The organism is Spirosoma litoris (assembly GCF_054776755.1).
Genome location: NZ_BAAHBI010000010.1, coordinates 424,628 through 446,847, shown reverse-complemented (window position 1 = coordinate 446,847; position 22,220 = coordinate 424,628). Strand labels below are relative to the sequence as shown.

Here is a 22,220-nt window from a genome sequence, read left to right as displayed (position 1 = left end):
ATTAAAGAAGGCATATCCGTCTTTTCCCGTAATATTGCGGCCTGAATGAATCAGTCTGCCCCCAATTTGCTACCTACTGATAGTACACGACTCAAGGGTCCTATCGTCGTTTTCGGAGCCAGTGGCTTCATCGGCGCTAACCTATTCGAGCAACTCTTCCGCGTCCGCAAGGATGTGTACGCGCTGACCCACGACGCTACCAAAGCCTGGCGTCTTAAACTGTTAGATGTACCCGCCGAAAATATCGTTCACTGCGATATTTTGTCGACGACATCGGTACAGGATGTTTTTGGCAAAATTAAGCCCAAAACAATTTTCAATCTGGCGGCCTACGGTGCCTACAGCAAGCAGAAAAATGTTGGCCTGACGTACGAGACAAATGTACTCGGAACAGTCAATATTCTCGAAAACTGCACGCCCGACATGGTTTATATCCATGCAGGCAGCAGCTCTGAATATGGCTTTAACTGTACTGCCCCGAAAGAAACCGATCGGGTAGAACCAAATAGTCACTATGCTGTTTCGAAAGTTTCGGCGGCTTACACCCTTGAGTATTACGCGAAAGTCCATCAGCTCAACACCCTTAATTTACGCCTTTATTCCATTTATGGCGGCTGGGAAGAACCGGATCGGCTTATTCCACGGCTTGTGGAAGAAAATCGAAAAGGACAATTGCCTCCGCTCGTATCGCCCGATATCAGTCGTGACTTTGTTTATGTAGACGATTGCATTAACGCGTTTGTTCAGGCTGCCCTTAAGGTAAATCCCGAAATTCGGGGAAGGTCATACAACATTGCGACGGGTCAAAAAACAACCATGCGTGAGCTGGTCGATGTGGCCCGGCAAACCTTTGGCTTAACACAAGAGCCTGTTTGGGGCAGTATGACTAATCGCAACTGGGACCTCTCCGACTGGTATGGCGATCCAACAGCTGCCGAGGCTGATCTGGGCTGGAAAGCGACAACCTCGCTCAGCAACGGCCTTCGCCAAACCGCTGACTGGCAGATCGCTCATCAGTATGAGAATAGGGTAATTCCTGCTTTTCAAACGCCTACGCTCAACCCTGTTATCTCACCCATCATTGCCTGTTACAAAGACGCTCAGGCTATTCCATACATGTATGAGCGGCTGGTGAAAACCTTCAATGAAATGAAGGTTCGGTACGAAATTATTTTCGTAAACGACAATTCACCCGACAATACAGACGAAGTGCTTAGTGAGATTTGCGCTAAAGATCCAAATGTCATTGCGATTAAGCATTCGCGTAATTTTGGCTCACAATCGGCATTTTTGAGTGGAATGGAAATTGCCACGGGCGATGCCGTCGTTTTAATGGATGGCGACCTACAAGACCCGCCAGAAGTAATTCCGAAGTTTTACGAAAAATGGCAACAGGGTTTTGATGTCGTTTACGGTGTTCGGGTACAGCGTGAAATGCCGCCCCACGTCCATTTTTTCTACAAGCAGTTTTATCGTCTATTCAAACGGACAGCTTATATCAATATTCCGGTTGATGCGGGCGACTTTTCGATTATTGATCGCAAAGTGGTGCGCGAGCTGGTCAATCTTCCCGAAACGGAGCAGTTTTTGCGCGGTTTGCGAGCCTGGGTGGGTTTCAAACAAACGGGAGTGGATTACGTCCGTCCAGAGCGCATGTTCGGTATTTCAACGAACAACTGGACCAAGAACATCTGGTGGGCCAAGAAAGCGATCTTCTCGTTTAGCTTTGCGCCACTGGAGTTGATGACCTACGCAGGCTTTGTTCTAACGGGATTGTCGATGCTGGGGATCGTCTGGCAGATCATTTCCCGACTACTCAATTTCGACCCCCATACTCCTTACGGATTATCAACTGTCATCATTCTGGTCATGTTCTTCGGCGGTATCAATTTGCTGGGTATCTCGTTTTTAGGGGAGTATATCAGCAAGATATTTGAGGAGACGAAAAAACGCCCGAAATTTATCCGAACGATGGTTCGTAAAGGGGACCGAATATACAAAACGGCGGCTGAGATCAGTACCATGATTGAGCAGCGAAAAAGTAAGTAAATTAATGTATGGTATAGGCTATATGATGTAGGTTAAAGGGAATAATAACGCATACATCATATAGCCTATATGATAATTCATACTTCTGTCATGCGTAAAGAATTTGCAGCCGCTATCGAGAAAATCGGTCGCGAAGACGATAAAGTAGTTTTCATTACGGGCGATCTGGGATATGCTGCTCTGGAAAACGTGGCCGATGCCCTTGGTCCTCGTTTCATCAATGCAGGTGTAGCCGAACAGAACATGGTGGGGGTAGCTGCCGGAATGGCCTATAAAGGGTATAAAGTATTTTGTTATAGTATAGCCCCCTTTGTTGTTTATCGCTGCCTGGAGCAGTTTCGTAATGACGTTTGCTTGCATCAAATGCCTGTTTTTTTAGTTGGAAATGGCGGAGGTTATGGCTACGGTATTATGGGCAGTACGCACCATGCCATTGAGGATCTCGCCTGTTTGAGTAGTCTTCAAAATGTGAATACCTACATCCCGGCTTTTGCTGACGAGGTATCACCAATGCTTCATCAGATCGTTGCAGAAGGCCGGCCAACGTATCTTCGCTTAGGAGCTGGCCCCAACACGCCAGATGGAGCCGAAGTCCATGGTTCGTTTAAGCACATTGTCCATAGTAAAGCTTCGGTCGGTACGGTTGTTGCTTTGGGCCCTGTAGCTGCCAATGTCCTGACAGCCCTTAACGATGAGTTGCTGACGGGTCAATTTGATGTGTTCACGGCCACAAACCTACCCCTCGATCTACCTGCGGATCTGGCGCATCGTTGGGCCGGAAAACCATTGCTGGTTGTTGAAGAGCATGTGTCTGTTGGAGGTTTAGCACAGCAACTGTCGGTCAAACTACTTACCGACGGAGTTGCTCCCAGTCATTTTGTGAGTCTCTCGGCACAAGGCTATCCGAATGGGTTGTATGGCGATCAGAAATACCATCAACAGTTGTCTGGACTAGACCCGGCTAACATTGCCCGCCAATTGGCCTCTTTCACAAACTAGCCTTCTGTTTCTCTCCATTGGTTACGCTACACGATACCAAATCATCCCATCAGACTCACGCCAGGCGCTACGACCTCTGGGTAGCTGTGCTCCTGCTGCTGATACCGGTTGGGGTATTTTGGTATGTCTGGTCAATCTATGCAGTGAACGTTCCCAAATGGGATGACCATGTTTTAAAGACTTTCTTGGTCAACCTAAACAACGAAACCTCCATTTCAGGAAAACTATACCAATTTTTCAAACAGCATAACGAGCACCGAATTGTTTATGATCGGTTAATAACCTGGCTTGATTTCCATCTGTTTGGTAAGTTTAGCTATCTACATTTAATGCTGATAGGCAACCTGAGTCTGGTGGGTCTAGTGACTATATTTGGTTTGGTACTGGCGCAATCAGCCAACCAATCGAGTAATTCCTTAACGCGTAGACCATTGTTTGATGGGGAGGCTGGATTAGTTTATCTCCCACCCGTTGCCTATTTGCTTTTAAACCTATCTCATTGGGAGAATATGTTTTGGGGTATGGCAGCCTTGCAAAACTTCACCGTTATTTTCTGGGTGTTTGGGGTTATTTATCTGCTTGCCTATACACAAAAAATTGGGGCAGCCCTATTAGTAGCCATAGTAGCTAGTTTAACGAGTGGCAATGGTTTACTCGTATGGCCTGTAGGCTTTGCGATACTCTTGCTACAAACAAGTAGCTGGGCGAAGTCCAAAAATCTACTTTATTGGGGAGGCAGCGCTATCGCCGTTATCGCGCTCTACTTTTGGGGTTATGCAAAACCAGAAGGTAACCCGCCAGCCAAAGGCTCTCTCCTTGATTTAATCAGTGGTTGGATGGCATTTACAGGATCAGCCGCAGAGGCTTTCCCTGTCAAATCCGTTCTTACGGCCTGTATCGTACTGGGTGGCTTAAGCCTCATTTTTATACTGGGAATCTGCCTGAACATCCTGAAAAAGTGGCTAAGTCAACGAGCGCTTTCGCCCTTCGATTCTTTCGTTCTTGGCTCAGCTGTCTTTTTGGTGGGCACCGGTGCTGTTGTTGCCTGGACCAGGGCAGGGTTTGGGGCAAATACCTTAATTACCAGTCGCTATAAGCTTTATTCAGTATTGACGCTAGCCCTTATTTATGTGTATATGATAGGGCAAACTCGCGCATTACTCCAAAAAATAGTAGCAGGATTAGGTCTGGTATTTAGCCTGATTTTGATGGGAAGCTCCTATCGGTCGTATCAGGATGATACAATCTGGTGGCGACAATGGCTACTAACAAACCAGTTTAACTGGACCTATACCACCAATAAGCCCATCTCAACAATCGACGCAAATACGGCTCACTTGATTGATAACTCGCCAGCCTTTTATGATGCCTCGTTGGCGTCACTATATAGCCCCGCTTCTGGCCCTTCGCTCCCCCTATCCGAAATAACGAAAACGAACGGGAGCTTTACGTTGGGTGATTCAACAACAATTATTCCAGCCGCTCCCGATGCTGGTTCGTATATTTTGCTAAGATCGAGTCAGCGGCTCTATTTGTTTCAGACAACGCCTATTATTAATCAAGCCTGGAGAAGCCGTGTTGGCCTTGCCGATCTGTTTAAAAAAGGCTTCTCAAGTAGTATTTCTGAATCTGCAGTAGTACCCGCTACCTATCAGGTTGAACGGCTCATTGTTCAAGCGGATGGAGCTATCGAACGCCATCCTACTGGTCAAACGATTACAGCTATAGCCAATTCACAGGCACAGCCTGAGATTAAAAAAAACTGGTAAACTTTCGTAATGCACTTGGCCAATCCATCCAAACGAGTAACTACCTGGGAACAACTTAGCTCACTTTTACTCATTAGTTTACCTATTGTGCTAGTGAGTTGGGTAATCCTAACCTATGCCATTAATTTACCGTATTGGGATGATTATTTGATTCAGGAGCATTTATTAGTCCTAAAAACCGGAACGGGACGTCAGAAATTAGCTCATCTGTTTGATCAGCACTGGGAGCATCGTATTGTTTGGACTCGTCTGGTTTTTACTTTTTTTGCCAAAATCAATGGTTCGTTAAATTATTACGGATTAACTCTCATTGGCTTCAGTGGTCTTCTGATCGTACTGAGCACACTATTTGCTGTGTTTCGCCGATTGTCATTACCCTTACGCTATTTTATTCCTATCCCCTTTCTGCTCTTTACGTTACAGTCGTACGAAAATCTGATTTGGGCAATGGCTTCTATCCAAAACTTCTGGATAATCGCCTTTGTCTTTGGCATCTTTTACGGGCTGGCCCTCAATAAACCGGTGCCCCGGATGCTGGCATTAGGTTTAGCGGTCCTGGCTACATTCACCAGTGGTAATGGTTCATTGGCACTTATTGCAGGCCTGATCGTTTTAGCCTACCAACAACACTGGCGATTTATGGTTATCTGGCTACTAACCACGGCGATTTCATTGGCTGGCTATTTCTACACCTACCACCGCATCTCATTTTTCCCGTCTCCGTTCCGATACCCAATAACTGACTGGATAAAAGCATTTTTCGTTTTTCTAGGTTCCTTTGCCGATTCATCGCCCAATTTAGGTCCTAGTGGCTTTACGAATGAGTCTGCACTCTGGCTGACAATCGTTGTTGGAGGCTTAGTTGTTATACTTACCGGGATTTTTGTTACTTCACTGCTTCGGCGTCTGAACAAATCGAAAATTGAGCTGGCGGACAGTTTCTTTCTGGGGTGTATTCTTTTTCTAGTTGCCTCAGCCGTTATTACGGTCTATTCACGCGTTGGATTTGCTGGACCTGGCTATTTATTACAAGGCCGTTATAAAATATATTCAGCCCTTGCACTTAGTGTCGTCTATCTTTACAGCTTATCCTATTGGCAGAAAAAGACATTTCTCCCACGGATTGTGTTGGGTATCACTGTGATCCTTATTGGGCAAAGTTTATTGTCGGATTACTGCTGCCTGGAAGGTATCATTGCCCAACGCCGGCGGACTATGGCCGAATACTTCACGTATTTAGCCAATACACCACAAGAAAAGCAAGAGGCTATTCGGCAGGTATTTACCCCAACAGAACGCCCATTTTTCAGCGCGAGTGTTTCTCAACTTATATCGCCCGTTTGGTGGACGACTCAACCTACCACCGATGTCGACAAAATTGAGGATCGGCCATTTATGTATAACGTTGCTCAGGCTAAGGCCGCAAACCCTACCCTTTCCCAACCCGACGATGGTTCTTATCTTTATTTCAAAAGCCCAACGCGTACGTATTTATTTGCGGCCCGCCCGCTACTCAATTCATCAGGTTTAACGCCTTATTTTAGTCCTTTGGGATTTTATACGCAGGCCTTAAAAGAAAAATTAGAGCCTGGACGCTATCGAATTGGTGTTCTTACGAACCAGAATAATCATATTCATCTTGCGATGACTGACCGATACGTTATTTTTACGTCTTTATAGTACGGTGCTTCCCCACTCATTCCAGATTTCTCCATAATAGGGCTATGGTCGGAATCACCTAACGAACTATGCAAGAAACGGCAACAGCATCCTTAGAGACCATTCAGAAAGAAAAGAATTACCTTATCCAATTAGATGGATTGCGGTTTCTTGCCGTAACCCTCGTTATGTTTGATCACTGGCTCGGCGAAGCCAATCAGTTTCCGTTGGGCTATTTGGGCGTTAATCTTTTTTTTGTACTCAGTGGGTTTCTCATTACCCGCATTCTCATTACCAGTAAACAACACGACGCTCGGCTCAATCGAGGGCATGGGCATTCACTCAAAGCTTTTTATATCCGTCGGAGTTTGCGGATTTTCCCGATCTATTACCTCACAATTCTGGTTTTAGCAGCCATTAATTTTCAGGCTGTCCGAAAGACGTTTTGGTGGCTCGTCACGTATTCCCCAAACATCTGGATTGTTAAGCATCAAACCTGGATGGGTGCTATTGACCACCTCTGGTCATTAGCTGTTGAAGAGCAGTTTTATATCTTTTTCCCATTTCTAGTCCTCTTTATTCCTAACCGTTACCTGCTCCGTACCCTGTTCGGGCTAATCGGATTTGCCTTTCTATTACGCGTCTACCTCTTCGCTGTGCAGGCACCCTGGATGGCGCAGTTTGTCCTGATGCCAACCTGTCTGGATGCGTTCGGCATGGGTGGTATCCTGGCCTACCTCATGGTTAACCATCGAGATCGTTTTCTGAAGTTAGTGACCAACAACTGGCTTCTGTTACTGAGCTTCGTACTCTATGCCGCAAACATATACTTGATGAAGCTTCTGGTAGGACCGCCCGACTACCTTACCCGAAATGTAGCAACCGATATAACCGACCGCTTCGTTACCTCCCTGTTTTGCACGTTTTTAATTGGCCGGGCTGTCGTTGGTTTTAATCAGCCTTTTAAATGGATTTTAGAGAATCCTGTCAGCAATTATTTAGGAAAAATCAGTTATGGTCTGTACTTATTTCACAATCTGGTATTCAACTATTATCACACGCAACCTACCTACATAACAATGCGAGTTTGGAATAAAGCGGTTTCTTTACTTCCAGCTCTAGACAGTATAACTGCGCTAAAAATGGGTTATTTCTATGCATTAACGGTGTTAGTAGCTACCCTATCCTGGTACTTAATTGAAAAACCGATTAATGCCCTCAAAGACAGGTTCACGTATTGATTCTGTTTAACCACTCGCTAAGCTCCTTCCTCAATTAAACGGTTAGCCATCAACAATTTTATATATTTGCAGTATTGATAGGAATACATAATCCGGTTGGTGCTGTGTGTTAATCCAACTTATTTCAAACCCGTTGACAAGCGTTAGGCGTGTTGTCAATCCCTAAAGTACACTGAATGAGCCTCCTGCTGTCCATTGTAATGCCGGCTTACAACGAAGAAGAAGTGATTGAAACTGTTGTTAAACAGTGGACCGATTTGTTGACCCGTCAATTCCCTACTGAAAATACCCGTCTGATTGTTGTTAACGACGGATCACGCGATAAAACCGGGGAGATCCTCGACCAAATTAAAAGCCGTTATCCCAAATTGATGGTAGTCCATCAGATCAATGGGGGTCACGGCAATGCGGTTGTTAATGGGTATCGGCAAGCCGTTGCCCTAGACTCTGAATATGTGTTCCAAACCGATAGTGACGATCAGTTTATTACTGACGACTTTGGTAAGTTATGGGCTCACCGTAATGACTCGCCATTTATTTTAGGTTACCGTGAAGAACGGTACGATGCCCCAGCGCGCTTGTTCATCACCCGAATTCTTCGCTGGAGCATTGCCTTCATTTATGGCACTTACATAATGGACAGCAATATTCCATTTCGGCTGATCCGAGGTACGTTCCTGAGAAAGCTACTAGCCCAATTACCTGACCCAACCCCATTCGCCCCCAATATTTTTCTGGCTGTGATGGCCAAGAAAGCTGGCTGCAATACCTTCGATATTCCCATCACACACAAAGAGCGCCAAACCGGTACTGTCTCGATTTTGAAGTGGAAACTGTTGAAAGTGTGCATTCAGAGCTTTAAAGAATTGGCGCAGTTCCGCTTCGAGTTAGGCGGCAAAGTGAAAGCGCTCAAAAAACCTGAACCAGTAACAGCATAGATTGATATATGATATATAATGTATGATTCTTAGCTAACCAGCTCATACATCATATATCATATATCCGCATCAACTTATGAACTACAAATATGTCATTATTGGCTCTGGCCCTACGGGTCTTGGAGCAGCCTACCGCCTGAAAGAGCTGGGTATTACCGACTTTATCGTTTTAGAAAAAGAAAATCGAATTGGGGGACTATCAAAAAGTTTTGTAGACGAAAAAGGGTTCACCTGGGATGTAGGTGGACACGTACAATTTTCGCACTACAAATACTTCGACGATTTGATGCTGAAAGCCTTAGGCTCAGACGGCTGGCTTAGTCATCAGCGCGAATCTTGGGTCTGGATCGAAAATCGATTTGTGCCCTACCCTTTTCAGAATAACATTAAATACCTGACCCCAGAAACGATGTGGAAATGCCTTGAAGGTATTATCCACAACTATAAATTTCCAACCAACCGGAAGCCCGCCAACTTCCGGGAGTGGATTCTGGCGACGTTTGGTCCTGGTCTGGCCGAAACGTTTATGTTTCCCTATAACTTTAAAGTGTGGGCCTATCCGCCCGAAGACATGAATGCCGTTTGGGTGGGCGAACGCGTAGCCGTTACCGACCTGCAACGAGTCACGAAAAACATCATCTTCGATCAGGACGATTTTTCGTGGGGTCCCAACAGCACATTTCAGTTCCCCAAACAAGGAGGCACCGGTGGTATTTGGGAAGCAGTTGGCGACCTTATTGGCCGGGAGTATGTTAAGTTGAATGCTACCGTCGAAAAGGTAGTTGGGCCTGAGAAAAAGATAGTACTGGCCAGTGGCGAAGAAATTCACTATGAGCACCTGATGAGTACCATGCCCCTCGATTTGTTCACGCAACGGGTAGAAGGACTGTCGCCAGAAACAGTACAAACGGCACAGGGTCTCAAACACTCATCGACCAATGTAGTCGGCATTGGCTTAAAAGGGAAACCTAAAGAAAGCCTGAAAACCATGTGCTGGATGTATTTCCCGGAATATAACAGCCCTTATTATCGAGTTACGGTATTCTCAAACTACAGCCCGAATAACGTTCCTGATATCAATGAACACTGGTCATTAATGACCGAAACGAGTGAATCATCGGCGAAGCCCGTTAATCGGGAAACATTGATTGACGATACGATCCGCGCGCTTATTGAAGACCAGTTGATTGAATCGGCCGACGATGTGATTTCGACCTTCCACATGGCGTTCGATTATGGTTATCCAACGCCATCGGTTGAACGAGATGGCATTTTAAAAGCCGTTTTACCCCAGCTCGAGCCGTTCGGAATCTACTCCCGAGGTCGTTTTGGTGCCTGGAAATACGAGGTCAGTAACCAGGATCATTCGCTGATGCAAGGTGTTGAATGGGCAAACCGGATAGCCGCCAATGTACCCGAAGTAACCATGCCTTTCCCCGAAACCGCGAATGCGATGTGGGGGAAATAAAAATAGTTGTGAAGTTATATAGTTGTACGGTTATACAGTTGGGTGATTAGTGAAGTTCACTTTACAACTATATAACCGTACAACTATATAACTTCACAACTATATAACATTTAAATGAAACGAACTCTCTGGATCGGTATCGGTGCGTTGTTGCTGCTAGCTATTGGCTGGTGGGGCTACCGACAATTCTTTCCAGTAACTCGTACGGTTGGCTCACTGGTACCGCCAGGAGCGTTGATGATCTTATCCAGCGATCGCTTACAGGACACTGTTTCGGCGCAATCCTTGCGTACCGAAATGTCGCTAAGGCAGATACCCGTTTTTGATGAAGCCCGTCAACGTCTGGATCGATTCCTATATGCAACTGCCGACTCGGCCACGGTATTGCAGTTTGTTAAGGGCCGAACCATTCGTTACTCCCTCCACTCGATTTCTAAAACGACACTTGAATTCGTTTTTTACATTCCGTTAAGCGATAAAGATCAGGCATTTCTAACTCGAATTACCAAGCCCGATCCACGACAGTACCGGGTATTGAATCATACATTTGCGGGCGAAAAAATCCTGGATTTTGTTTCCAGGATGAATGAACCGATTGGCTCCTTTATTCTGACAGATGGTTTTCTGGTCGGTAGCGTATCAGGAATTCTGATCGAGAACGTAGCCAAACGAATGCACCAATCGCTAAAACTAACGAAGGATGAGACCGATTTTCGGGTTGATGATGATCATCTGGCTGTTGTTTCCGTTCGGCCCGACGTACTCCAATCGTTATTCAGTAATGTAGGCTCACTGGTTCGGTTATTCCTACCCGAAGAGTTAAACCTGCAGTTCCGACAATCAGCTTCGCGCTCACACCTGATTGGGTACGCTGTCGATAAAATTGGCGCTCGGAGCGATGTAGCTGCCCTATTTGCCGATCAAACTCCCCAGCGTATTCAACACGCGAATCTCATTCCGCAATCAACGGCTACGCTTTATCACATTAGTATCAGCGATGCCCCTCGTTTTGGTCGTTCGTTAAGCAAACTGCTGGGGTCAGCATCCAGCGATTTTCTACGGGATCGATTCGACCAGATTGAGCCTTCGACAAAGGCGCTTTATCAAACCTTAGGTAGCGACTTATTATTATGTCGGCTTGAATCACCTACTGGCTCTCTTCGGCAAGTTCTCGTTCTAACCTCTCAAAATGGCAAACAATTGGCTACTGTCTATCAGCAGATAGCCTACCGGGCTGGTGCCAAAGCGCCTACGCTCCTTAAAGAATATTTAGGCCATAAACTCTTATTGTTGACTGTGCCCGAACTGCCTGCGTCTCTATTTAGTAGTTTATTTTCTGGGTTTTCGCAAAGTTGGATTACGCAGCATGGTTCTTCATTAATCGTCGCTAACAATGAGGAAGCGATGCAGGATTACCTGCAGCAGGTTCAGCGAGGAGCGGTCTGGACAGCGGATGGTCGGCAAGCGGAATTACTAAACACCACGTTGCGCCCTGCCAACTTTACAGCCTTCGTTCGGCTGAACCGGGCACAGACAACCGTACCAGCAACCTGGCCTCTGGCCTGGCAAAACCTGCTCGATCAGGTTGATCCAGCTACGGGTAGCACCTCGCTGTCGAATCTGGAAAACATGGCGTATCAAGCCAGTTATGGAAACGAGAACATTCAATCGACAGTTATTTTGGGCCGCACTACCCGCCGGGCCAGCCGGGCGGTTCTCAATAAATTATTACTCCGGAAAAGAACGGAGTTCAATGCCCCTCTGATTGCAGCCCCTATTGTAACCGGCAACCTAATCGACAGTTCAGCTCAGTTTTATGCGCAAAACAACGCCGGCCAATTTGTGCTGGTAACGCCAGAAGGCGACAAGATTGTGCAGAACAATACCGATGGACCTATTCGTAGTAACGCATTGGGAGTCGATTTTCTGAACAATGGGCGATTGCAATATCTGTTTATGACTGATCAGACGCTTTATGTTGCTGATCCAGTACGGATTAGTAAGCAAGTTGCTCTTCAGGCGATTCCTCTCCCCAAAGGTCTCGATCCGTCTTATTTGGCCAAGCCACGGGGAAGTCTACAGCGGAATCTGGTCGCTCTGGCTGCTCATGAAGACGGGCATATCTATGCCCTAGATCGGCAACGGCGAGCTTTCATTCGTATCATGACGGCACCCCATAAAGGGTCATTACAACTTCCTTTTCAAGTGCTGGCCACACCCGCAGGCATGAATGTATTGGGAATGCAGGCCGATGGCACCTTAAATTACTGGCGTGACAATGGCAGTGAATACCCGCATTTTCCTAGTCGGATTGAACGAACCAACGAAGAAGAGCCCGAAATTAAATTCATTGGGCCAGCCCTGTTACCAATAGGTCAATCCTTGATTCAGACAATTGCCGATGAAGGTCAACTACTTTCAATAAACTCCAATGGATTGGTTGCCAAGCGAACTCAGTTATATAGACCGGTTCGGCGAGGATCGTTCCGACTTTTTCCAGACGAAGATCAAACGAACTGGTTGCTCTTACGAACAACAGATACAGAAGTAACCATACTGAACCAACAAGGACAACGCTTGTTCGATGTACGGGCCTTGCAATCGGGCCGTAACAATGTGCGCTATCATCGCCTGGGTGCAGGTATTGACCTGATCAGTGTTAAATCGGGAGGATTTACAACGCTGTATGACCTAAACGGGCGAATTGTAGGCGAGCGGCCTATTCCTAGTGATTTTCCGGTGGCGCTTCAATTTGATGAGCGAACCAACGAATTATATATTTTGAGTGGTGCCCAACAAGCCGTTCTACTCTTTAGTATTCGACTTAGATAGCAAAGTTTTGGGCAACGAACAGCGTACAAAACCGATTGTTCCAAGCCACAAATCTTTGCCCAAAACCTTATGCGTTTTTTTCGCTACACTATCTTACTGTTTGCACTCGTCCTATGGGGAGGTGGCCTCTCGAGCACAATATCGCATTGGCTTTATGAAATTGGGTTCATTGCCGACGATTATCGATTTGGGGATTTATACCGTCTTTCGGCATTGCCCCAATTTAAAATGGCCCAGCCCAACTGCGCTCCATCGCATCGATCAAGCGATACCGCATCGACTCAACTATACCTCATTGGCGACAGTTTTACGGAACCTCAGCGACTGAGTCAATCGGATTTCCAAGTGAGTCATTTTCAACGTGTAGCCTGGTACAACCAACAACGAATACAGCTCAATCCAGAAAAACGGAATGTGTTGATCATTGAAACTGTTGAACGCCATTTTCGCGAACATCTGGCTATTCCAATCATCGAATTTATTGTTGAAAAAGATACTACCCAACTAGGTCAAACCAAACCGTCGCTTCGCAAGCGGATTTCAGATGATCTTCACCGGACGGATATAGAAGAGCGCCTTGAATCGACCTTGTTTAGTCAGGACTGGGCTTTTTGGTTTAAAGAGCTTAAAGCGAGTCTAACGCTCAACTGGTTTGATCGAACGAACTCAAAAGTGAGTTTATCGAAAGACAAGCAAAATCTGTTTCTTAAAATGGACACAGATACTACCCAGAAACTTCTTTCTTCGTTTTCGGAACTGAGCGATCAGGAAGTGAACACACTGGTCGACAGTGTAAATGCGGTCGCTAACCGCTATCGGCAGTTAGGGTTCGATGAGGTGTATTTGTCCATTATTCCGAACAAGGCCAGTATCCTAGAGACGAATCGAAGCGATTACAATCACCTGATTGAACGAGTTCAGAACAACCCTAAATTGGTCGTCCCTTACATTAACACATACGATTTGTTCAAACGCGCAACGCCATCGCCCTATCTGAAAAGCGATACTCACTGGAATTGCGAAGGCCGGACTATATGGCTTGAACAGGTTCGGCAGAAAGTTCGAATTTAACAAATCGTTTTAGCCGACTGTTTTCATAAACTATCCAGTTCCACTGTGTTTCTGTTTGCTCTAAAACGGGCAAATCCGACCAGGAGCAAACAGAACAGAATTTAATTTGCCTAACTCCTGGGTTTAGTTTGTTTCGGTACTTTTCAATGCCCAGCCGACAAGGACAGGCTGGAAGAACAAGCGCACAAATCGCTTCAGGTCTGTATCTAACCCAAACGCACTTCGCTCATTCGTAAACTGAGAAATGTTGCCAGGGAAAACAGCCGTAAAAAACGCAGCTGCTACTTTCCCAACAGCCTCCTGGTGCTCTTCGTCGGTTAGCACCAAACTACTACCCAGCGCAATTTCAGCTAAGCCCGAATAGACAACTGTATCGTCTTTGGGCAGTGGAACCCAATCAGGGACCTGGGCTCTAAATGCTTTTCGGGCAAACGTCAAGTGACTGATGCCTGCAAAAATTAACGCACCTCCCAGAAAAACTCTGGCTACTTTTTTCACATTTTTCTCGCTCATAACGTTGGTTGTTTTCAGATAATTAAGAATAATCAGATGACTTTGGGCAAACAGTATCTCCCAAGTTTCCAGGCTTGTATGCTCCTCATACGTTAACCGAATTAATCCATTAGAGTTTTTTCAACTTACCCTATCCTACTGCTCAGACGGTCGTATAACTGTATCATTCTTCCCTACTTTCGTATAAATTCTCCGGCGATCCACCCGCTACTTTTGTCCTGACAATAAACCAACACAACAATGTCAAAGACAATTTTCATTACAGGTGCTTCGCGTGGTTTTGGCAAAATCTGGGCCGAAGCCTTTTTACAACGTGGAGATAAAGTGGTTGCTACGGCTCGTGATATAAATTCCCTTAGCGATCTAATTGATCAATATGGCGACGCCATACTCCCCATTAAACTAGACGTCAATGACCGGGCTGCCGATTTCGCTGCGATACAAAAGGCAACCGACCATTTTGGCCAGATCGACGTACTCATCAACAATGCTGGCTATGGCCTATTTGGCAGTGTTGAAGAGACCACCGAACAAGAAGCTCGTGACCAGATCGAAACCAATTTCTTTGGTTTGCTCTGGCTAACCCAAGCTGTTTTACCCGTTATGCGGAAGCAAGGTCATGGTCATATTGTACAGGTATCCAGTGTATTAGGCGTGGTAACGCTTCCAGTACTTGGCCTTTACAATGCCTCCAAATATGCAGTAGAGGGCTTGAGCGAATCGCTAGCGGCCGAGGTAAGTTCGTTCGGTATCCACGTATCGCTTATCGAACCCAATGGATTCTCGACAGATTGGGGTGGCGCTTCTGCCTTTCATACAGCACCGATGCAGGAATACGAAGGGGTAAAAGCAGCTTTTGCGGCCAGCACTACCGACGATGATTATGGTTATCCAGAATCGACGACCGATGCGGTCCTACAATTGATTGATGCCGAAAATCCACCACTTCGGTTGTTTCTGGGTAAAAAAGCGCTTCCCTGGGTCAAACAGGTTTATGCCGGACGTATAGCCGAATGGGATCAATGGAGCGAGGTATCAACAGCCGCACATGGTCATTAATCGTAGTTTTTCATCTATTTGTAACACAAGTTGCGCTTTTACCGGTGTAATTTGTGTTACATCTTTACCAGTATGAAGCATTATAAAAGTTTGAGCCATTTCCTGACATCCAACGGTTTTCCACCACCCGAAAACCCGATGATTGTCCTTATAGACTGTAATGGTCAATGTTCGCTCGGCGATGAAGCCTTTACCAGCGATTTCTACATGATCGGTTTCAAAAAGCTGAAATCGGGGATTATTAAGTATGGTCGTACCAAGTATGACCACGAGAATGGCTCGTTATTATTTGTAAAGCCTCGTCAGGTCATCGAATTTAAAGACCTACAATTTGAGGAAACTGGTTTCAATCTGTTTATTCACGAAGACTTCCTAATAGGCTCTCCGCTACATGATGAGATGAACCGATATGGTTTCTTCGACTACGAAACGAATGAAGCGCTGCATCTATCGCCCAGAGAGGAAGCAATCATCTGGGATCTTTATCGAAAAATTGAAACCGAGTACAACAACATTACCGATGAATATAGTCGCGACATTATCCTGACCCATATTGACTCTATCCTGAAGTATTCTCAACGTTTTTACAAACGACAATTTATCAACCGGACTGAGTTGTCGGGCAATACGGTTTCCAGGTTCAACGATATCTTAACGAGCTATTCACAAAAGGGCCTGCTCCAAACGAATGGCCTACCAACGGTACATTCGGTAGCATCTCAACTCAATCTGTCAGTCCGATATTTAAGTGATTTATTGAAGCAGGAAACCGGCAAAACGGCCATTGAACTGATTCATATTCACTTGATCAATGAGGCAAAAAATCGTTTAAAAGGCGAAGATCAGCGCGTATCCGAAATTGCCTATACGTTGGGATTCGAAAATCTACCATATTTTTCAAGGCTTTTTAAGAAAGAAACGGGCGTAAGTCCGAATCAATTTAAGAAGCAGTTGTTGAATTAGGCTAGTACTAATCCCATTTAGTCACTATAGACCCTTTGACTCTGACTAAATCTTAGCATCTGATTATCAATGCAATAAAAAAAGAGAAACTAGCAGAATCAATAGAATCTAGTTTAACAAAGCACTAATCATTCTGCGCATCGTTTGTAAACAGGCTATTCATATAGGCATAGGGTTTCGCTTCATTAGCATAACTAAACGTACCTTTTTGTTGAATTTCCTCGGCCGCCCGGAAAAGTGCCCCATAGGCTGCCCGAGCCAATGACGAACCTACACTCACCCGCTTAACGCCTAATTCGGCAAGTTGGTCCAGCGAAAAATTACCACCAGACAGGCCCATAATCACGTTTACAGGACGTGGGTGTACTGCCTTTATAACGGCCTGAATCTCTTCTTTGCTTTTTAAACCGGGTGCAAAAAGCACATCAGCGCCCGCATCGGCAAAGGCTTCCAGACGTCTGATTGTATCGGAAAGATCAGGCCGACCATAAATCAAATTCTCGGCTCTTGCCGTCAGTGTAAATGGATATGGTAAACTTCGCGCAGCTTCAACGGCAGCCTTAACCCGCTCAACGGCCAGCTCGAAGGGATAAATTGGATCGCTGGGTCTGCCAGTTGCATCTTCAATGGAACCGCCAGAAAGCCCTACTCCAGCAGCCAATAGAATCGTTTCGGCACAGCTAGATGGAGAGTCGCCATAGCCATTTTCCAAATCGGCAGCTACGGGTAACCGAGTTGCTCTAACGATACTTTGGGCGTTCTGTAGAGTTTCTTCCCGAGTTATGGAAGCATGTCCATCTGGTTTTCCAAGGCCGTAGGCTAGACCAGCACTTGTTGTTGCCAGCGCTTCAAAGCCCAGACTTTCCAGCACTCGTGCCGAGCCCGCATCCCAAGGGTTAGGAACGACGAAAATTCCTGTTCGTTGGTGAAGTTTTTGAAATAGTTCGGCGCGGGCCTGCCAGGAATCGGCTTGTGTGCTCATATTTAAAGCGAGTGCTGTTAGGAGAACCTTTTCCTATAAATCCTAAACTCCTGCGTTTCTAACCAGAGCCGTCTCCAACTCTATTAATTATTCTTTAGGTACTTCAACACAAGGCAGGTATACAGCAATACACACACCGCAGAGCTAACTGAACTGGTTTTAATTGCCTGAACAATGTCCGCAGGGCCGCCCGTTGCCATCGCGCCAAACACGGCTACACCAATAGCCCCAGCTGTTTGCCGAGTAGTGTTCAGCACAGCCGAAGCAATACCCGAACGACTACGATCAACGGTGGCCAGAGTGCCGGTTGTCATGGCCGGAACAGCCAGACCCATCCCTAATGGCAAGGCTAAAAAGGAAATAGCAATTGCCAGTACGGTGTTTTAAAACTGACTCTACTAACAACATTTAAACCGATAGATAGGGAAGATACGGCTCCAATTTAGTGGTATCCCGAAAAGCACTAACCTGATGAAGCTTGTTGTTATAGGCATCGTACCGGAGTTCGACGTAGAAATCCTGTAGATTGTATAGAAGAAAGATGTTCTCACCTTCATAACGATTGGCGAGAATGTCGCCAGTGAAATACAAGGTGTCGAGTTGTTGCTCGGCGGGAAGGCGGGTAAAATCGGCGGGTTGCATGGGCAAACGGGGTTGACAGGCGAAATAAGCGAAAAGCATACGCTCCTCCAAACACACCAACCGACTTTATATATTCCAACTAAAACATAATTAACATACAAATCCAATAGTATTAGGTTTAATGTTCCATGTTTCAGTTCGTTATGCCAAATTAGGAAACATGGAACATTAAACTTGAAACATATATAGCTTAAACTATTTTCACTTCTTTACCCGTTCGTGCAGCCTGATAGATCGCTTCAACAATTTTTATATCGCGGAGGCCCTCTTCGCCGGGTGCCAGCATCGGTTTCTTGTTCATAATCGCTTCGGCATCGTCGTCCATTTGCTTTGTTTGCTGCCAGGGCACCTCATAGGGATGTTCAATCTTTCCTCCGTTACTCCAGATTCCTTTCTGTCCATTATATGCCGAATAAGGTTCCATCATTAAGGTACCTTTTGAGCCTGTTACATTCAAGAAATTCATATTCATACCATAGCTCGTCTGAACAGCAGCCCGTGCTCCACTCGGAAAAATAAGTTGCGCCATCGACGTTTCGTCCAGACCATTTTTATAGACATCAGGACGTGAGGTATACTGCTGAGCTGTAACTGCAATAGGTTCCTCGCCAGTGGCCAGCCTGGCTCCCTGTAGCACATACACCCCCATATCGTACATAACGCCCCCGCCCATTTCTTTTTTCTGCTTCCAATGGGTAGTCCGATTATCATAATAGCCTGCCGAACAACTGACCATCAATATCTTACCGATTTTACCAGCCCGAAGCTCCTTTGTCCATTCCTGCGTATTAGGCTCATGCTGCAATCGGTAACCAATCGACAACGACACTTTATTTTTCGCGCAGGCATCAATCATATTCTGACATTCCTTTGCTGTGACGGCCATTGGCTTTTCGCACCACACATGTTTACCCGCTTTAGCTGCCCGCACCACATACTCTTCGTGCATAGACGGAGGCAACACTACATACACAACGTCGATATCAGGATTGTTTGCGATCTGATCGAAATTCTGGTAGTTATAGATATTCTTATCAGGAATGTTGTACTGCTTTTTCCACTTCTCAGCCTTTTCGGGGGTTCCTGTCACAATACCAGCCAGGTAACAATTCTTCGTTTTCTGTAAAGCAGGAGCCAGTAAATCAGTACTGTAATAACCTAGCCCAACTAATGCAACCCCAAGTCGATCTTTAGCTGGGCGAGTTGCCGTAAGCAGTGTATTGGGCGAAATAGAAGCGGTTATCCCCGTAAGAATAGTGGTATTTAAGAAGGTTCGGCGCGACGTCATTTTTGTTTCAGGTTCAAAGTTTCAGGTTTAAAGTTCGTGGACAGTTGCCAGACTTCAAACCTGAAACCTGAAACTTTGAACCTTGAACTTGAAACCAGCTCCGAACCCACCCGATAAGCTTTTTGTTGCCAATGGGGTCTGTTCATAAAGAACACCCTATTTTTGCCCCATGTCTAAGAACGTCAATATCGGTTTAGTACAAATGAGTTGCTCGGCAGATGTCGAGGCCAACATTCAGAAAGCCATCAATGGCATTCGTGAAGCCGCTCAAAAAGGGGCTCAGATTGTTTGTTTGCAGGAATTATTCACCTCTCTTTATTTCTGCGATGTCGAAGATCACCATAATTTCAGCTTAGCCGAAGCAATTCCCGGTCCAACAACCGACCGTTTAGGCTCATTGGCGGGTGAATTAGGTGTCGTCATTATAGCGTCTCTTTTTGAAAAGCGGGCGCATGGTTTATACCACAACACAACGGCCGTTCTGGATGCAGACGGGTCTTATTTAGGGAAATATCGGAAGATGCATATTCCCGATGATCCAGGTTACTACGAGAAATTTTACTTTACGCCCGGCGATCTGGGCTATAAGGTTTTCGATACAAAATTTGCCCGGATTGGCGTCCTTATCTGCTGGGATCAGTGGTATCCGGAAGCTGCTCGCATCACATCGTTGATGGGTGCCGAAATTCTCTTCTACCCGACCGCTATTGGTTGGGATACGAACGAACCCGATCCTAAGCAAAACGAAGAGCAGTACAATGCCTGGCAAACGATTCAGCGTAGTCATTCTATTGCCAATGGCGTCCACGTCGTATCGGTAAACCGGGTCGGACGCGAAGCTGACCAGCAATTCTGGGGTGGCTCGTTCGTTACTAATCCGTTTGGGGCATTACTGTATCTGGCTCCTCACGACCAGGAACTGGTGCACGTACAAACCATTGATCTGGCATTATCGGAAAAATACCGTACTACCTGGCCATATCTCCGCGACCGGCGCATCGACTCTTATCAGCCGATCACGAAACGGTATATTGATCAGGAATAGTAATCGCTGTTCTATTCGCAAAATTCAGGGGGCTGCGTATCATTACGCAGCCCTACTAGCCTTATAGCTCCTTGAAACTCAACATGAAACTGCTTCTCTTAAGTTTAACGGCTGGTGTGGCTGGTTTAGGCTATTGGTTTTCGCGTCCGGCCATGCCCGAACCAATTGCCATAAAACTACAGGGAGCTTTGCCTGCTCCAACACAACTAATTGCAACACCGCGCTCCCGCTTCACACCTAGTACCCGAAAAGGGTATTATAGTCTGGATATTGTGAGTGATTTTACCCTGCCCAGCACGAAAACCCTCATGTTCTGTGGAGCTGGTCGGAATCTGCACGTACAACAGGATCGGTCGAAAATTTTCCGGCGTGGCTTTTCGGCGGTCGAGTCGAGCCGGATGGTCCCTAATGTTGAAATCTGGCGGGATGGTTTTCCGGCTAAAGGCTGGAAAAGTACCCTTAATCTAAGTCAACGAACCTGGATTATTTATCAGAATTATTTCAGGGATGCATTCGGTTTGGCTTGGGCTCAAAATAGCGACAAGGCGAGCGAAACCATTTACCGAGTACTGCCTAATCGGGCGAACCCATCAGCTCCACTCAATCGGAACACGCTTTTTCAGGCATCTTCGGAGTTACAGGGAAGTTGCTCAAATTTCGGGGATTGCCCTGCTGCCTGGAAGAGTACGTATGGACTAATCGTGCTGGATATTGAAAATGATGGGGCCAATATGAGTAATCGGCAGGAGCAGGCAAATCTGTACACTTACATGATCAAAACGATCAAGGAAAACTCCAGTCCACAAACGTTGGTTGGCTCTATTGCTCCAGTGCTACATAACAGCGTAGGCTATTCACGAGCCGAAGATTATAAAGCGGGACCAGAATGGCTATGGACAACACCGGCTCAACATACAGCAACTAGTCGGCAACGAGGTATGTCTGACGATATTCTGGGTAAGTCATTCGGCGATTATGCTGACTTTCAAATGCCTGGCACATATTACGTTTACCCTGACTTTGATTACACCATTAAGCATACCGGCGACAATGATCGGCATTGGTTAGCGGCTTTGCTGGGTGAGCAGGAGGTTAACATGAAACTTTCGCCCAAAAAGCGTATTGCCTGGCACTGGTTGTTCAATACTCAAAGCGAACTTCCGAATAGCGGTAAGGCAGAACATGCCGCTCCGCCTGCTGTGGCCGAAGGAATGGGCATTTTTTACTGGTTCACCGGAGCTTATGGCGCGCTGTTCTGGGACGATCAGAATGACCTTACCCCCGACCAGCCCTCTCCTACTGACCCAAACCAGAAAGGACTTGGCAATGATCGAAATTATGCCTGCTATGAACACTACGTTCATGGACTCTGGCGGCTCTTCAAGCATCATAGCGACATGTTCAATGGCCGGGAAACGTACCTGAATGAAGCCACCGACTGTTCGTATGACGGTGGGCAAACCTGGTTGAAATACAACGCCAATCAGCTAAAAACGCATGATTTGCCTTTTGTACGAGCCATTGTCAATGGAGACCAGATTCTAGTCGCGGCTACGAAAGCCTACGCCCGATCGGGCCAGACGAACCAGGTAATGGTTCGCTATGTGCAGAACGGCTACAATTTTTACACAACGATTTCACTCAAGGGTGACGAAATCTATCTGGGTCGGGCAACCATGAAAAAAGGATAATCTCTAGTTAA

18 protein-coding genes are annotated in these 22,220 nt (G+C 46.1%); 13 read left to right on the top strand and 5 right to left on the bottom strand.

Annotated features, from left to right (window positions below):
- Positions 1 to 45 precede the first annotated feature (45 nt).
- From ACYVGR_RS08310 to ACYVGR_RS08270, 9 genes are all read left to right on the top strand, one after another.
- Entirely contained in the window at positions 46 to 2,049 is a 2,004-nt protein-coding gene (locus tag ACYVGR_RS08310; protein WP_460955421.1) for an NAD-dependent epimerase/dehydratase family protein, read from the top strand.
- 90 nt (positions 2,050 to 2,139) lie between these two features.
- Entirely contained in the window at positions 2,140 to 3,048 is a 909-nt protein-coding gene (locus ACYVGR_RS08305; RefSeq protein WP_460955419.1) for a transketolase family protein, read from the top strand.
- Positions 3,049 to 3,065: 17 nt separating this feature from the next.
- Positions 3,066 to 4,817 carry a hypothetical protein gene (locus ACYVGR_RS08300; RefSeq protein WP_460955417.1) on the top strand — a complete coding sequence of 584 codons (1,752 nt, stop codon included), beginning with the start codon at positions 3,066 to 3,068 and terminating at the stop codon, positions 4,815 to 4,817.
- Between the two features lie 9 nt (positions 4,818 to 4,826).
- Entirely contained in the window at positions 4,827 to 6,497 is a 1,671-nt protein-coding gene (locus ACYVGR_RS08295; protein ID WP_460955415.1) for a hypothetical protein, read from the top strand.
- A 68-nt stretch (positions 6,498 to 6,565) separates the two neighbouring features.
- The gene (locus ACYVGR_RS08290) at positions 6,566 to 7,717 is read left to right on the top strand and encodes an acyltransferase family protein (protein ID WP_460955413.1); all 1,152 of its coding nucleotides are present in this window, start codon (positions 6,566 to 6,568) and stop codon (positions 7,715 to 7,717) included.
- A 176-nt stretch (positions 7,718 to 7,893) separates the two neighbouring features.
- Complete coding sequence (locus ACYVGR_RS08285) at positions 7,894 to 8,655, top strand: glycosyltransferase family 2 protein (protein WP_460955411.1); 762 nt, start codon at positions 7,894 to 7,896, stop codon at positions 8,653 to 8,655.
- 76 nt (positions 8,656 to 8,731) lie between these two features.
- Positions 8,732 to 10,123 (top strand): protoporphyrinogen/coproporphyrinogen oxidase, encoded by a 1,392-nt coding sequence (locus tag ACYVGR_RS08280; RefSeq protein WP_460955409.1) that lies wholly within the window; start codon positions 8,732 to 8,734, stop codon positions 10,121 to 10,123.
- A 114-nt stretch (positions 10,124 to 10,237) separates the two neighbouring features.
- Positions 10,238 to 12,955 carry a hypothetical protein gene (locus ACYVGR_RS08275; RefSeq protein ID WP_460955407.1) on the top strand — a complete coding sequence of 906 codons (2,718 nt, stop codon included), beginning with the start codon at positions 10,238 to 10,240 and terminating at the stop codon, positions 12,953 to 12,955.
- Positions 12,956 to 13,024: 69 nt separating this feature from the next.
- Positions 13,025 to 14,026, top strand: a complete 1,002-nt coding sequence (locus ACYVGR_RS08270) for a hypothetical protein (RefSeq protein WP_460955405.1) — start codon at positions 13,025 to 13,027, stop codon at positions 14,024 to 14,026.
- A gap of 123 nt (positions 14,027 to 14,149) precedes the next feature.
- Here the strand turns inward: ACYVGR_RS08270 and ACYVGR_RS08265 are convergent, their stop codons facing one another.
- Positions 14,150 to 14,539, bottom strand: a complete 390-nt coding sequence (locus tag ACYVGR_RS08265; protein WP_460955404.1) for a DoxX family protein — start codon at positions 14,537 to 14,539, stop codon at positions 14,150 to 14,152.
- A gap of 240 nt (positions 14,540 to 14,779) precedes the next feature.
- On the opposite strand from ACYVGR_RS08265, the gene ACYVGR_RS08260 reads away from it, so the two are divergent.
- Together ACYVGR_RS08260 and ACYVGR_RS08255 are read left to right on the top strand one after the other, a co-directional pair.
- Positions 14,780 to 15,598: an SDR family NAD(P)-dependent oxidoreductase gene (locus ACYVGR_RS08260; protein ID WP_460955402.1), complete on the top strand. Its 819-nt coding sequence runs from the start codon at positions 14,780 to 14,782 to the stop codon at positions 15,596 to 15,598.
- Positions 15,599 to 15,670: 72 nt separating this feature from the next.
- On the top strand, positions 15,671 to 16,561 hold the full coding sequence (locus ACYVGR_RS08255) for a helix-turn-helix domain-containing protein (RefSeq protein ID WP_460955400.1): 891 nt from the start codon (positions 15,671 to 15,673) through the stop codon (positions 16,559 to 16,561).
- 124 nt (positions 16,562 to 16,685) lie between these two features.
- Here the strand turns inward: ACYVGR_RS08255 and ACYVGR_RS08250 are convergent, their stop codons facing one another.
- The 4 genes from ACYVGR_RS08250 to ACYVGR_RS08235 all read right to left on the bottom strand — a co-directional run bounded on the left by ACYVGR_RS08250 (position 16,686) and on the right by ACYVGR_RS08235 (position 19,473).
- Entirely contained in the window at positions 16,686 to 17,543 is an 858-nt protein-coding gene (locus ACYVGR_RS08250) for an isocitrate lyase/PEP mutase family protein (RefSeq protein ID WP_460955398.1), read from the bottom strand.
- 83 nt (positions 17,544 to 17,626) lie between these two features.
- Positions 17,627 to 17,890, bottom strand: a complete 264-nt coding sequence (locus ACYVGR_RS08245; protein ID WP_460955396.1) for a hypothetical protein — start codon at positions 17,888 to 17,890, stop codon at positions 17,627 to 17,629.
- Between the two features lie 61 nt (positions 17,891 to 17,951).
- The gene (locus ACYVGR_RS08240; protein ID WP_460955394.1) at positions 17,952 to 18,185 is read right to left on the bottom strand and encodes a hypothetical protein; all 234 of its coding nucleotides are present in this window, start codon (positions 18,183 to 18,185) and stop codon (positions 17,952 to 17,954) included.
- 190 nt (positions 18,186 to 18,375) lie between these two features.
- The gene (locus ACYVGR_RS08235; protein WP_460955392.1) at positions 18,376 to 19,473 is read right to left on the bottom strand and encodes a Gfo/Idh/MocA family protein; all 1,098 of its coding nucleotides are present in this window, start codon (positions 19,471 to 19,473) and stop codon (positions 18,376 to 18,378) included.
- Between the two features lie 169 nt (positions 19,474 to 19,642).
- On the opposite strand from ACYVGR_RS08235, the gene ACYVGR_RS08230 reads away from it, so the two are divergent.
- On the top strand, positions 19,643 to 20,518 hold the full coding sequence (locus tag ACYVGR_RS08230) for a carbon-nitrogen hydrolase (RefSeq protein WP_460955390.1): 876 nt from the start codon (positions 19,643 to 19,645) through the stop codon (positions 20,516 to 20,518).
- Positions 20,519 to 20,601: 83 nt separating this feature from the next.
- Complete coding sequence (locus ACYVGR_RS08225) at positions 20,602 to 22,209, top strand: hypothetical protein (protein ID WP_460955388.1); 1,608 nt, start codon at positions 20,602 to 20,604, stop codon at positions 22,207 to 22,209.
- Positions 22,210 to 22,220 lie beyond the last annotated feature (11 nt).